The organism is Nonomuraea sp. NPDC050153 (genome assembly GCF_044460125.1).
Classification (GTDB): Bacteria; Actinomycetota; Actinomycetes; order Streptosporangiales; family Streptosporangiaceae; genus Nonomuraea.
This window is the reverse complement of sequence record NZ_JBITJQ010000034.1, coordinates 36,621-49,727: the sequence shown is the minus strand read 5'-3', so window position 1 is coordinate 49,727 and position 13,107 is coordinate 36,621. Positions and strand designations below refer to the sequence as shown.

Sequence of the window (13,107 nt, the reverse complement as noted above, 5' to 3'; positions counted from 1 at the left end):
CTAGATTACGGAGTGACGGTCAAGGCCGGGCAGCGCGGGTCGAGCCGGATCCTGGCCAGGTCCCGGCCCACGAGCGCCCACGCCCGCCAGGAGCCGGGCTCGAAGCGCAGCTGCGGGTTGGTGTACCACTCGTCGCCGAGCCCGGTGGCCAGCGGCTTGGCCTCGGCGCCCAGCTCGTAGGCGTTCCCGCCGCCGAAGAACGTGGACGCGAACACCTTGCCCCGGTGCACGGTCAGCTCGCCGTACCCGGAGAGCTTGCCCTGCCGCACCACCGTCCTGGTGGCCAGGTCCATGGCGATCCAGGTGCCCGAGTCGCGCTTGTAGACGCCGTACAGCAGCCCGCCGTGCGCCTTGACGTCCTGGAACGTACGGTGTCCCGGCACCGGGTCCACCTGCCAGAGCACCTTGCGGGCGCGCAGGTCGAAGGCGGCCACCGAGGCGGACGTCCGGACCGGCGGGGTGCCGCCCCCGCCGAGCACGTCGCCGCCCAGGTAGACGACGCCGCCGCGGGGGTCGACCGACAGGCTCATGAGGCTCTGGTCGGGGATGACGCCCTCGTAGACGTCGATGCGGCCGGTGCGGGGGTCGATCACGGACAGGGCGCCGTTCAGCTTGGCGCCGAGCGGGGCGCTGGCGACCACGAGCTTGCCGGTGGCGGGGTCGTACTCGATGTCCCAGGGGCGCTGCTGGCCGTGTCCCAGGTAGGCGACGCCGCGCACCCGGTCCGTACGCAGGTCGACGGAGACGATCTGCCCGCTCGGGTACATCGCGGCGTAGATCTTGTCGCCCTTCCGCACGAGGTCCTTCGGCTCGCCGGGCATCCGGAACCTGCGCTTCTCGCCCGTGCGCAGGTCACGCACCTCCATGGAGAAGTGGCCGCCGATGTAGACGGCGCGGTTCGGCACCAGGAGCATGCTCTGGGGGCGCTCCGGGCCGCTGGGCAGACCGGCGTCGATCAGGTCGACGAACTCGGACTCGCCCGTGCGCAGGTCCAGCCACCACATGCCGCCGCTGCCGGAGAAGCCGAGCATCGTGTCGTCGTCGAGCTGCTGCAGCCGCCTGGTCTCGTCGCCGGGCGACGGCGGTTCGGCGACCTTGGTGAAGGCGGTCTCGCCCGCGCGGTAGCGGTGGACGGCGCCGTCGGGCCGGGAGGTGGCGTAGACGGTGTCGTCCCCGCCCGTGGAGCCGGCCACGGTCAGCATGTCGATCGTGCCACCGGCCAGGGTCGCCCGGCGCTCGTCCGTGCCGTCCGAGCGGATGTCGATCAGCGTGTCACCGGCGGCGGCCAGCACCCGGTCGCCGTGCAGGGCGATGGCGCCGACGCCGGCCGGGGCGGCGGCCAGCTCCTTCACCGTGCCGTCCGCCCGGGTGATCCGGACGAGCCTGGCCTTGTCGAGCAGGCCCGCGTAGACGTAGGTGGCGTCCGCGGCGACCGCGCGCACGTACCGCTCGCCCTGGGCCAGCACGCCGAAGTCGCGCACCGCGCCCGTGGCCGGCACGTACTCCCGGACCCGGCCGTCCGGGTAGGTGCCCGCGTAGAGGGTGCCGTCGGGCGCGGCGGCCAGGCTCCAGACGAAGCCGCCGTTCTTCCCGAACGACGCCAGGCGCTCCACCGCGCCCGTGGCCGGGTCGAAGCTGTAGAGGTCGGGCACCGGGTAGGTGCCGACGTAGATCTTGCCGCCGGACACGGCCGTGGCCCACGCGCCCTCCGGCTCGCCGGCGGCCGGGCCGTCGGGCAGGGTCACGCTCCTGACGACCTTCCGGGTGGCCAGGTCGATGTCGGCGAGCACGGGCGGCTTCAGGCCGCGGGTCACCACGTAGGCGTGCCCGTCGAGCACGGTGGCGCCCACGATGGCGCCGGTGACCGACGCGGGGCCGAACCGCTCCACCGCCGGAGCGTCGCAGGACGCCGCCGCCCGGGCGAGCGGGCCGGTGAGGAGCGCGGGTAAGAGCGCCGACAGAATGACCAGGAGGGATCGGAGCATGGGCGCACCTCACGTTCATTGCTGAGCAATTATGGGCCAGACCGTAACTTTATAAGCACAGTTCGTCAATGGCATGATGTGCGGCATGGCGATTGAGGATGGGTCCGGAACTCCGTTCGACGCGTGGCGGCCGGTGGGCGGGCTGGAGGTGGCGCTGGATGTGGACGTGCTGTTCGGGGCCTACCCGGACCGCGACGGCCCGCCCGGCGCCCCGGAGCCGGTGCTGCGGCTGCTGGGCGAGCACCGGATCAGGGCGGCGGCGGTGGCGAGCCTGCGGTCCGCGCTGTTCGACGTGCGCTCGGGCAACGACGAGCTGATCGCGCAGGCGGGCCCGGAGGTCGTCCCCGTCGGGGCCGTGGACCTGCGCGACCCGATCGGCGCCTCGCGCGAGCTGGAGCGGCTGGCGGGCGAGGGCGTCGGGGCGGTCCGGCTGTTCCCCGACGAGCAGGGGGTCGAGGCGGGCTTCCCGTCCGTCAGGCACGTCGCGCGCCAGGCGGCGCGGCTCGGCCTGGTGGTGCTCACCGGCGGTGACGTGCGCAGGTTCTGGCAGCCCTTCGCGGGGCTCGGGGCCGGCGTGGTCTTCCTCGACACGCACTTCTACCACCTGGGCGACTTCCTGGTGGCGGCCGCGGACGAGCCCGGCTTCCACACCTCCACCCGCCTGCTCAACTCCCCCGACGCGCTGGAGCTCGCCGCCGCCGAACTCGGCGCCGACCGCCTCCTGTACGGCTCCCGCGCCCCCCACTACGAACCGCTCGTCCCCCTCCTGCGCCTGGCCACCAGCGGCCTGAAGCCGGAGGAGATCGCCGCCGTGGCGGGCGGCAACGCGCAGAGGCTCCTGAGGAGGCCGCAGTCATGATCATCGACGTGCACGCCCACTGGGGCCCGTGGTTCTTCACCATGGACGTGGCCGAGGCCAACCTCGCCACCATGGACCGCTACGGCATCGACCGGGCGATCGTGTCGGCCACCGAGGCCGTCATCTACGACGCCGCCGCCGGCAACCGCGCCCTGGCCGCCTACCTGGAGACGCAGGACCGCCTGCTCGGCTACGTCACGGTCAACCCGCGCCGGCTGCGCGAGGCGGAGGCGGACCTGGCGGCGTACCTGCCGGGCGGCCGGTTCGTCGGCGTGAAGATCCACACCGATTACACGGGTTCGCCGGTCGGCTCCGCGCGGCTGCGCGACGCGCTCACGCTGGTGGCCGCGACCGGACGGCCCGCGCTCGTGCACACCTGGGGCACCTCCGTGCTCGCCCTGGCGGAGGTCTGCCGGGACATCCCGGACCTGCGGGTGATCGCCGGGCACATGGGCGCCGACGGGTTCCGGTACGCCATCGAGGCCGCGAACGCCTGCGACCGCCTCTACCTGGAGCCCTGCTGGTCGCACTTCCCCGCCGGGCGCATCGCGGAGGTGGTCGCGGCCGTGGACCCGGCGCAGCTCCTGTTCGGCACGGACGCGACGCTGATCGACCCGTCGTCGGCGTTCGGGGCGGTCGCGGCGGCGGGTCTCACCGGCGCGACGGCCGAGCGGATCGCCTGGCGCAACGCCGCGGCGCTCTTCGCTCTGGACATTACGGCCTAGCCCGTTATAGCGTGCGGCCCAAACTTCACCAAGGGAGCCCGCGCATGATCCCCCGCCGTCGTTTCCTCCAGGCGGCCGCCGCGACCACGGCGGCCGCCACGTTCACGGCCACGCCAGCCCGCGCCTCCACTCACGGGAAAGCCCAGCCCGAGGGCACGGTCACCGACATGGGGCCGGCGAGCGTGGCCAGCCCGCTGGGCAACGGGGAGTTCGTCGGCGGGGTGCTCTACGCCGGCTCACGCGGCCTGTCACCCAACGTCGTCGGCGCGTTCGACCTCGCCCAGGATTCGGTCACGACCCATTTCGACATTCCCACCGGCGTGGGCATCTGGGCGATGTGCAAGGTCGGCACCGACATCTACGTCGGCACCCACGCGAGATCCGACCTGTACAAGATCGACACCATCGCCGGCCAGGTCACCAAGGTCGCCGAATACCCCGACCACTACATCTGGACCATGGCCTCCTCCCCCGACGGCAAGGTCTACCTGGGCACGTCGGAGCCCGGCCGCGTCTGGGAGTACGACCCGGCCACCGGCACGAGCCGCGACCTGGGCCAGCCCGCCCCCGGCGAGGCGTACGTCCGCAGCATCCAGGCCGACGACGCCTACGTCTACGCCGGGATCGGCGCCAACGCCCACCTGATCGCGATCGACCGCAGGACCGGCGAGAAGCGCGACCTCCTGCCCTCCGCCGTGGCCGACCGCGACTGGGTCTCCAGCATGGGGATGTCGGAGACCCACCTGGCCGGCGGCATGAACTCGCTGGCCGAGCTGGTCGTGCTGGAGAAGGCCGCGCCGCAGAATTACAAGGTCGTCAAGGCCACCGCCGCCGGCGAGAAGTACATCGTCGCGGTCCTGATCCACGACGGGTACGTCTACTTCGCCGGCCGCCCCTCCGGCACGTTCTACCGCTACCACCTGGCCACGGAGAAGCTGGAGGTGCTCGGCGTCCCCTACTTCGAGGCCCTGACCCACCGCATCCTGGCCCACAAGGGCCGGATCTACGGCATCCAGGACAGCGCGGTCTTCGTCTACGACCCGGCGACCGGGTCGCTCGACTACGTCAACCTCGTGCAGCGCGGCTTCAAGGCGGCTCCCGAGGAACCGATGTCCGTGCACTCCGACGGGCGGCGCGTCTACGTCGGCGGCAAGGGCGGCGCGGACGTCCACGACCTCGCGACCGGCAAGGTGACCCGGCTGGGCATCTCGGGCGAGCCGAAGACGCTGCTCACCGTCGGCGACACCACGTACCTGGGCGTCTACACCCAGGCGGCCCTGTACGCGCACCGTCGCGGGAAGGCCGAGGCCGAGCTGATCGCCCGCACGGGCAACCAGCAGGACCGCCCGCGCGACCTCGCCTACGACGTCACGACGGGCCTGATCGTCATGCCGACCCAGCCGGAGCCCGGCCACATGAACGGCGCGCTCTCCCTGTACTCGCCCAGGACCGGCACGTACGAGACGTACCGGCCGGCGGTGGAGCGCCAGACCGTCTACTCGGTCGTCGCCCGGCAGGGCGTCGCCTACCTGGGCACCCTGATCCAGGAGGGCCTCGGCCTGCCGCCGGTCACGACGACCGCCCGCCTGGCCGCGTTCGACCTGCGCACGCGCAAGCTGCTCTGGCAGCTGGAGCCGGTCCCCGGCGCCCGCATGATCTCCTCGCTCGCCCTCGGCGCGAACGGCACCCTGTACGGCATGGCGAGCGGGGGCGAGGTGTTCGAGTTCGACCCGCGGCACAGGAAGGTCACCAGGACGATCAAGGTCGGGGCGAAGGGCGGCGAGCTGTTCGTCACCGGCCGGGTGGCGTACTGCACGGACGGCGGCTCGATCTACAAGATCGACCTGGTCGCGTTCACCGCGAAGCCCATCGTGGAGGGGCTGGCCGGGCAGTGGTTCGGCGGGGAGCCCAAGCTGGCGCTCGACCCCTCCCGCCGGGCCCTGTACGCGGTGCGCGCCCGCAACCTCGTCCGGGTGGCCATCGCGGGCCGCTGATCAACCGAACGCGGCGAGCACCACGGCCCGCTCCTCCTCCGGGAGGGACGGGCCGTACGGGTCGTGGGCGTGCGTCCCGGGCACGCGGCCCTCGGCGGCGGCCAGCCAGAGCATGCGCTGCACGTAGCCCTCCATGGGCTCGGTGAACGTGGCCCGCGCCAGCCGGTCCAGCCGCCCGGACGCCTCCTCGAACACGCGCAGCTCCTTGCCCGCGAACGCCTCCAGGACGGCGGCGGTCACCCCGACGCCCGCCGCGGCGATGCCGACCAGGGCCGCCTCGGCGCCCCACAGCAGGGACGGGCCGAACATGCGGTCCTCCCCCGTGATCGCCAGCCTGCCGGCCTCCCTGGTCAGCGCGATGGCCCGCTGGCAGCCCATCGCGTCCGACAGCAAGGCCGTCTTCAGCCCCGCGACGCCGGGATGCGCCAGGAGCTCGCGCAGCGTGCCGGCGGGGCACGGGCGGGTGTAGAGGTCGAAGGCGATCATCGGCAGCCGGGCCGCCCGCCACACCTGCTCGTGCAGCGCCACCCGGTCGCCGTCGGACGGGAAGACGAGCACGCCGTCGGCGCCCAGCTCGGCCGCCACCCGCGCCTGCGCCGCCGGATCCTCCGCTCCGCCGCCCACGCCGACCAGCACCGGAACGCCCAGAGCGACCGCGCGCTCGATGACGCCGGCGCGGACGTCCGGGTCGAGGTACGGGCCGCGACCCGTGTGGGCGAGCACGGCCAGGCCGGTGACGCCGTCGAGCACCAGGCCGGAGAGGTAGCGGGAGACCACGTCGAGGTCCACCTCGCCGGACGCGGTCATGGGGGTGGCCGCGGCGGCGATCAGCGCGCCGCCGAGACGGTCTCGAAGGTTTCGTGCAGCGATGTCCACCCGCACGACCCTATTTCAGGCCGGTCATCGCGATGCTGTTGACCAGGTACCGCTGCAGCAGGAAGAACACCAGCAGGCACGGCAGCACCGACACGGCCGCCGAGGACATGAGCATCGACAACTGCAGCTCCTCGGTCCGCAGCGTGGTCAGCCCGACGGTCAGCGTGCGGGTGGCGTCGCTCTGGCCGACGACCAGCGGCCACAGGAAGTCGTTCCAGTGCCACAGGAACACGAACACGCCGAGCGTCGCCAGGATCGGCTTGGTCAGCGGCACCACGATCGTCCAGTAGACCCGCCACTCGGAGGCCCCGTCGACCTTGGCCGCGTCGAACAGCTCGTCCGGCAGCCCCAGGATGAACTGCCGCATCAGGAAGACGGCCTGCGAGTTCGCCAGCGTGGGCACGATCAGGCCCCAGAACGTGTCCACCCCGCCCAGGCTGTTGACCAGCACGAACGTGGGGATGAGCGTGGCCTGGAACGGCACCATCATGGTGGCGAGGAACGTCCAGAACATGGCCTCGCGGCCGGGGAAGCGCTTCTTGGCGAACGCGTACCCGGCCATGGACGAGGTGAGCAGGATGATCACCACGGAGACCAGGGCGTAGACCAGCGAGTTGATCGTCCACGTGACGAACCCGGACGACTCCAGCACGCGCGTGATGTTGTCGAGCGTGAGCGAGTCCGGCCACCGCACCGGCACGGTCGGCCGGCCCGCCGGCGACAGCGCCACGATGAACATCGCCACGAACGGGCTGACGGTCAGCACCGACAGCACCGCGAGCAGCGCGGCCAGCGGCCACTTGCCCCGCCACCACCGGCGGCGGGCGGAGCGGGCCGCCCGCACCTCGGTGATGGGCCGGGACGCGGTGATCGTCAAGAGTTCCCCCGATCCAGGAACCGGCGCTGGACCAGCGACACGATCAGCACGATCGCGAACAGCACCATGCCCCACGTGGCGGCGTAGCCGAAGTCGAACGACCGGAAGCCGTGGTCGTAGATGCCGAAGATGAGCGTGTAGGTGGCCCTGGCCGGGCCGCCGCCCGTCATCACGTACACGGTGTCGAAGGTCTGGAACGCGCTGATCGTCTCGATCACCACGACGAAGAAGATCGTGGGCTTGAGCAGCGGCAGCGTGATCCTGCGGAACCGCTGCCACGTGCTCGCCCCGTCCACCCTGGCCGCCTCAAGATAGGAGGACGGGATCGACTTCAGCCCGGCCAGCAGGATCAGCATCGAGTAGCCGAAGCCCTTCCACACCGACACCACGGCCAGCGCGGGCAGGACCACGGCCGTCTGCTCCAGGAACGCCACCGGGCCGAGGTCCGCCTTGGCCAGCAGGCCGTTGATCAGCCCGTCAAACTCGTAGATCCAGCGCCAGATGATGCCCGCCAGCACGAAGCTGGTGACGTACGGCAGGAACAGCATGCCGCGGAACAGCCCGCGCATGAAGACCACCTGATTGAGCAGCAGCGCCGTGCCGAGCGCCACGAGCAGCGTGAGCGGCACGTAGATCGCCACGTACACGAGCGTGACCCGCAGGCTCAACCAGAAGTTCACGTCGTCGAGCAGCCGGGCGTAGTTGTCCGCGCCGATGAACTCCCAGTCGCCGCCGATGTTCCAGTTCGTCAGGCTCATCCCCGCCGCGCCCAGCGACGGGAAGATCCGGAAGATCAGGAAGAGCACGAGCACGGGCAGCACGAACAGCAGGCCGGTGACCGGGTCACGCAGGCGTTGACGCACCAGGTGTTTCCTTTCTGGCGGGTGTGCGGGCTCAGCCGGTGCCGAGCAGCTGGTCGGCCTCCTTGGCGGCCGCGTCGAGCGCGGTCTTGGCGTCCTCCTTGCCGAGCAGCGCCGCCTGGATGTGCGGCGCCAGCACGCCCATCACCTGACGGGCCTTGGGGTGGGTGTCGCCGGGGAAGGCGAACTGCAGGGACTTGGCGAACTCCTTGGCCGTCGCCGACTGGTCGGGCACGGTCACGTCCGTGCGGGCGGGGAAGAAGCCCGACTCCTTGGCCAGCCCGGCGGACACCTCGGGCGAGGCCAGGTAGGTGGCGAGCTTCTTGGCGGCGTCCTTGTTCTCGGTGTGCTTGGCCAGCACAAGGGCGCCGGGGATGCCGAACGCGACCCGCTTGGTCCCTTCGAGCGGCAGGCCGATGCCGACGTTGTCGGCGCCGATGGCCGTGCCGAGCTGGTCGGCCATGCCGGCGGTGGCCGCGTGGTACATGGCGGTCTTGCCGGCGGCCAGCGGGCCGCCCTCGACGTCGTTTGTCTTGCTCGCGGTGTTCTCCGGCAGGCCGCCCGCGGCCTTCAGGTCGAGCAGGAACTGCAGGCTGGCCACGCCCTCCTGGCCGTTGAAGGCGACGCTCTTGCCGTCGGCGGCGAAGACCGAGCCGCCGTTGGCCCACAGGATCGGGTAGAAGCTCTGGTTCAGGCTGACGCCGGGCTTGCCCGGGTAGTCCAGCACGGCGACCTTCTTGGCGGCCAGCTTGGGCGCGGCCTCCTTCAGCTCCGCCAGCGTCTCCGGCACCTTCTCGACGCCCGCGTCGGCGAACAGCTTCTTGTTGTAGATGGGCGCGGTGATCGTCTGGTAGATCGGGACGCCGTACAGCTTGCCGTTGACGGTCAGGGCGGCCAGGGAGCTGGGCAGGTAGGAGGACTTGGCCGGGGCGACGATGTCGTCCACCGGCTCGACCGTGCCCTGCTGGGCGTACTGGGGGATCTGGTCGGGACCGAGCACCACCAGGTCGAAGCCCTTCTTCGAGACCAGTGCGGTGGTGACCTTCTCCTGGCGGCCCTCCCAGGGCTGCTGGTCGATCTTGACGTCGATCGTGGGGTTCGCGGCCTCGAAGTCCTTCTCCACCTTGCCCCAGAACGCCAGGTTCTTGGCCTGGTCCCCGATGACGGGATACATCCAAAGGGTCACGGTGCTCTTGTCCGAGCCGCTGCTGGATCCGCACCCGGCGGCCGCGAGGCTCAGGGCGGCCGCGAGGCCGACTGCCGCTGCCTTCTTCATCGGCGGCTTCCTTTCGCTAATACCGGTCCTGACCGAAACCTAGTGAGCGCATCTTGGCCGGGTCAATCCCTGATACATGAACGTAACTACGGTCGAGCCCGAAATTTCGTCATTTCGTGGGCGATCAGGTCGACGTGCGCGGGGGTGTAGTTCTCGTTCCAGTCGATGACCAGCAGCGTACGGTCCACCATGCGCTCGGCCTGCGGGCAGGGGTTGGGCCGGTAGTCGTCGAGCGGGTAACGGGATGTGCCGTAAATGGCAGCCTCCCACACGGGCGCCCTGTTCAGCGGCTGGGCGAGGTAACCGGCCCGCGCGGGGATCCCGGCCGCGGCCAGGTGCGCGGCCAGCTCGGGCGCGTCGCCGTCGGGGCACACGACCGGGAACAGCCACCAGGCGTGGCCGTCCGGGCGCGGCAGGCGTACCCCTGGGAGGCCCTTCAGGGCGTCCAGGAGCCGCCCGGCGGTGCGGCGGCGGGCCGCGAGAACACCGGGCAGCTTGGCGAACTGAGCGCGGGCCACGGCGGCCTGGAGCTCGGTCATGCGGTAGTTGAGCCCGAAGGCGGCGTGCGACCGGCCCGCCGCGCGGTCCCAGCCCTTGTCCGAGAAGAGCCGCATCCGCCTGGCCAGCTCGTCGTCGTCGGTGATCGTCACGCCGCCGTCGCCGCAGGTGATGTGCTTCCACTGCTGCAGGCTGAGGCAGCCGACCTCGCCCACCGTGCCCGCGAGCCCGCCGCCGGGCAGCTCGGTCAGCCAGGCCTGCGCGCAGTCCTCGATGAGCGTCAGGCCGTGCTCGTCGGCGAGCGCGCGCAGCTCGCCGACCCTGGCCGGCGCGCCGAACAGATGGACCGCCATGATCGCCCTCGTACGGGGGCCGATGAGCGCGGCCACCGAGTCCGGATCGAGATTGCCGTCGGAGGGATCCACATCGGCGAAGACAGGGACGGCGTTCTGCGCCAAGATGGGGGCCACGGTCCCGAAATCCGTGATCGGCGTCGTGATGACCTCGTCTCCGGGGTCCGGCGCGGCCGCGACGACCGACAGGTGGAGGGCCGCGGTGCCGGAGCTGCAGGTGATCGCGTGGCGGGTGCCGTAGACGCGGGCGATCTCGCGCTCCAGCGCCCGCGCCTCGGTCCCCCAGACGGAGTTGAGCATGCCCGAGCGGATCACCCGCTCGGCGGCGGCCACCTCCTCGTCGCCGAGCGTACGGCCGTCCGCTTCCGCCATGGACGGGAACTTCACCGGGCACCTCACAGGATATGATTGCGGTCTTGACCGAAAATAGCGAGAGGGAGGCGTGGGTGGGAATCGTCATCGGGGTCGTCGGCCCGCACGACCTGGTCGACGACGTCGCGGCCGTCTGCGAGGAGCAGCCGGGCGTCAGCACGCTGCGCCTCGACTACGACCACGAGTCTCAGGCGCCCACGATCGTCGAGGCGCACGCCGCCTCCGTCGAGGGGTGGTTGTTCACCGGCATAGTGCCCTACATGCTCTCGCGCGACGCCGAGGCGCTCACCCGTCCTGCGGCGTTCGTCGACTACTCGGGCGCGACGCTGCTCAGCGCCCTCGTACGCCTCCAGCACGAGGGCCAGGACATCACCCGGCTGTCGATCGACACGCTGTCGGCCGCCGACGTCCAGGCCACGTTCGCCGAGGCCGGGCTGCCCACCGCCGACCTGCGCACGCTCCCGTACCGGCCGGAGATGACCTCCAAGAAGGCCGTCACCTTCCACCGGAAGGGGCCCGCGCACGCGGTGATCACCTGCCTCAGCTCCGTGCACGAGGCCCTGCGCGACGAGCGCCCCGTGCTGCGCCTGGTGCCCTCGGTCCATTCGGTACGGGTGGCGCTGCGCCAGCTCATGCTGACCGCCGAGGGCCAGGCGCAGGAGGACGCCCAGATCGCGATCGGGCTCGTCGAGGTGGCCAACGAGGAGGGCCTGCTGCGCGAGGCCACGGCACTCGGCGGCACCCTGGCGGCCTTCCGCGGCGGCACGCACCTGCTGGTGACGACCCGCGGCCCGCTCCACGACGCCACGGGCGGCTTCACCGCGCTGCCCATGCTGGCGCGATTGGCCGGCCAGAACGACGTCGTACGCGTCGGCTTCGGCCTGGGCCGCAGCGCCGCGGAGGCCGAGAGCCTGGCCCGCCGCGCCCTGGCCAGGGCCCGCCGGATCGGCGACGTCGCCGCGGTCCTGTCGCTGCGGGCGGACACGGACATCGTCCTGGAGTCGGTCACCCCGGCGCCCACGGGGACGCAGAACCTGCCGGTCATCGCCCGCCGCGTCGGCCTGTCGGTGCCCACGCTGGAGAGGCTCCTGGAGGCGCGGACGGCGGCGGGGGACGAGCCGCTGACGACCCGCGAGATCGCCGACCGCCTGGGCGTCCAGCAGCGCACGGCCCGCCGCATGCTGCACCGGCTGGAGCTCGCGGGCCTGGCGCAGCGCACGGGCAACCTCACCAGCGGCTCCAGCGGCCGCCCCCTGACCCTCTACCGCCTGACCCTCTGACCCCCGCACCCCGGGCGCAGGGGTGGTGGGTGTGGGGGTGGCGGGGAGGAGGGGCATGGGGTCAGGAGAGCCAGCGGTCGAGCCCGGCCGAGACGAAGTCGTCGTCCCGGAGCCACGGATAAGCGCCCCAGATCCGATCGATCTCCGCAAGCTGCCCCGGCGAAAGCTCCTCCTCCGGGTCGAGGCACCACCGCCCCGCCAGCAGTCCCTGCCGCCGCAGCACCTCATGAATGCCCGGGATGCACCCGTGGAACCCGTTGGCCGAGTCGAAGATGGCCGCGTTGGCGTCCGTGAGGTGCCCGTCCAACGTGAGCAGCCGCCGTACCGCCGCGTCGTCGCCGCCCCGGGCGAGCTTGGCCTCCTCCAGCAGTTCCACGGCCCGCCGCACCCACACCGCCCACTGCCCGAGCAGCCCGCCGACGAACTCGACCTCCACCTCGCGCCCGTCCACGACCACCCGGTGCGACGTGATGAGGTCGGCCAGGATGTGGTCGTCGTTGCCCGTGTAGAGCGCCACCTCCCCGGCCCGCCCCGCCCGTACGACTCCGTGCAGCACGTCCAGCGTGCGATACCGGTCGAAGGGGGCGACCTTGATGCCCACCACGGACTCCACGGCGGCCAGCCGCGTCCAGAAATCGCGGGACAGGGTGCGCCCGCCCACCGCGGGCTGCAGGTAGAAGCCGATCACCGGCAGCACCTCGCCCACCGCCCTGGCCCGGTCGATGAGCGCGTTCTCGTCGAGCTCCCGGTGCGGGCTGAGCAGCACCATGTGATACCCGAGCGACCGGGCCAGCTCCGCCTCGGCCACCGCCTGGGCGGTGGGCCCGGTCGCCCCGGCCACCAGCACCACCTCGCGCTCGACCTCCTTGGCGGTGCGGGCCGCCAGTTCGAGCACGGGCGGCAGCAGGCCGGTGCCGTGGATGGCGAACTGCGTCGTGTGCACGCCCACCGCCAGCCCGCCCGCGCCCGCCTCGACGTAGTAGCGGGTCAGCGCCCGCTGGCGGCGCTCGTCCAGCTTCCTGTCCTCGGTGAGCGCGAGCGGGTGCGCCGGGATCACCAGGCCGCGCCTGAACAGGTCGCGAACGGACGTCTGCGCCTGTGGAGCCGTGCTGAGCACGTGAGGTCCCCCTTGGTCGTCGATGTGGCCTGCGG

Annotated in this window: 11 protein-coding genes; 4 read left to right on the top strand and 7 right to left on the bottom strand. The window is 71.9% G+C overall.

Annotated features, from left to right (window positions below; genetic code table 11):
- Positions 1 to 5: 5 nt before the first annotated feature.
- Complete coding sequence (locus ACIBQ1_RS49335; RefSeq protein WP_397288756.1) at positions 6 to 1,985, bottom strand: hypothetical protein; 1,980 nt, start codon at positions 1,983 to 1,985, stop codon at positions 6 to 8.
- Positions 1,986 to 2,070: 85 nt separating this feature from the next.
- Between ACIBQ1_RS49335 and ACIBQ1_RS49330 the strand changes: the two genes are divergently transcribed.
- Genes ACIBQ1_RS49330 through ACIBQ1_RS49320 form a run of 3 tightly spaced genes read left to right on the top strand, consistent with a single transcriptional unit; the run spans position 2,071 to position 5,563 of the window.
- Positions 2,071 to 2,844, top strand: a complete 774-nt coding sequence (locus tag ACIBQ1_RS49330) for an amidohydrolase family protein (protein WP_397288755.1) — start codon at positions 2,071 to 2,073, stop codon at positions 2,842 to 2,844.
- Positions 2,841 to 3,569, top strand: a complete 729-nt coding sequence (locus ACIBQ1_RS49325) for an amidohydrolase family protein (protein WP_397288754.1) — start codon at positions 2,841 to 2,843, stop codon at positions 3,567 to 3,569. Before ACIBQ1_RS49330 ends, ACIBQ1_RS49325 begins: the two co-directional genes overlap by 4 nt.
- Before the next feature lie 44 nt (positions 3,570 to 3,613).
- Positions 3,614 to 5,563: a hypothetical protein gene (locus ACIBQ1_RS49320; protein WP_397288752.1), complete on the top strand. Its 1,950-nt coding sequence runs from the start codon at positions 3,614 to 3,616 to the stop codon at positions 5,561 to 5,563.
- Here ACIBQ1_RS49320 and ACIBQ1_RS49315 read toward each other — a convergent pair whose 3' ends face one another.
- The 5 genes from ACIBQ1_RS49315 to ACIBQ1_RS49295 all read right to left on the bottom strand — a co-directional run bounded on the left by ACIBQ1_RS49315 (position 5,564) and on the right by ACIBQ1_RS49295 (position 10,690).
- Entirely contained in the window at positions 5,564 to 6,439 is an 876-nt protein-coding gene (locus ACIBQ1_RS49315) for a dihydrodipicolinate synthase family protein (protein ID WP_397288750.1), read from the bottom strand.
- A 10-nt stretch (positions 6,440 to 6,449) separates the two neighbouring features.
- The gene (locus ACIBQ1_RS49310; protein ID WP_397288748.1) at positions 6,450 to 7,316 is read right to left on the bottom strand and encodes a carbohydrate ABC transporter permease; all 867 of its coding nucleotides are present in this window, start codon (positions 7,314 to 7,316) and stop codon (positions 6,450 to 6,452) included.
- Positions 7,313 to 8,179 carry a carbohydrate ABC transporter permease gene (locus ACIBQ1_RS49305; RefSeq protein ID WP_397288746.1) on the bottom strand — a complete coding sequence of 289 codons (867 nt, stop codon included), beginning with the start codon at positions 8,177 to 8,179 and terminating at the stop codon, positions 7,313 to 7,315. Before ACIBQ1_RS49305 ends, ACIBQ1_RS49310 begins: the two co-directional genes overlap by 4 nt.
- Positions 8,180 to 8,210: 31 nt before the next feature.
- A complete protein-coding gene (locus ACIBQ1_RS49300) occupies positions 8,211 to 9,452 on the bottom strand; it encodes an ABC transporter substrate-binding protein (RefSeq protein ID WP_397288744.1) in 1,242 nt (413 codons plus the stop codon).
- Between the two features lie 86 nt (positions 9,453 to 9,538).
- Positions 9,539 to 10,690 (bottom strand): DegT/DnrJ/EryC1/StrS family aminotransferase, encoded by a 1,152-nt coding sequence (locus tag ACIBQ1_RS49295; protein ID WP_397288742.1) that lies wholly within the window; start codon positions 10,688 to 10,690, stop codon positions 9,539 to 9,541.
- Between the two features lie 29 nt (positions 10,691 to 10,719).
- On the opposite strand from ACIBQ1_RS49295, the gene ACIBQ1_RS49290 reads away from it, so the two are divergent.
- Positions 10,720 to 11,955 carry a hypothetical protein gene (locus ACIBQ1_RS49290; RefSeq protein ID WP_397288740.1) on the top strand — a complete coding sequence of 412 codons (1,236 nt, stop codon included), beginning with the start codon at positions 10,720 to 10,722 and terminating at the stop codon, positions 11,953 to 11,955.
- A gap of 61 nt (positions 11,956 to 12,016) precedes the next feature.
- Here the strand turns inward: ACIBQ1_RS49290 and ACIBQ1_RS49285 are convergent, their stop codons facing one another.
- On the bottom strand, positions 12,017 to 13,072 hold the full coding sequence (locus tag ACIBQ1_RS49285; RefSeq protein ID WP_355367404.1) for a dihydrodipicolinate synthase family protein: 1,056 nt from the start codon (positions 13,070 to 13,072) through the stop codon (positions 12,017 to 12,019).
- Positions 13,073 to 13,107 lie beyond the last annotated feature (35 nt).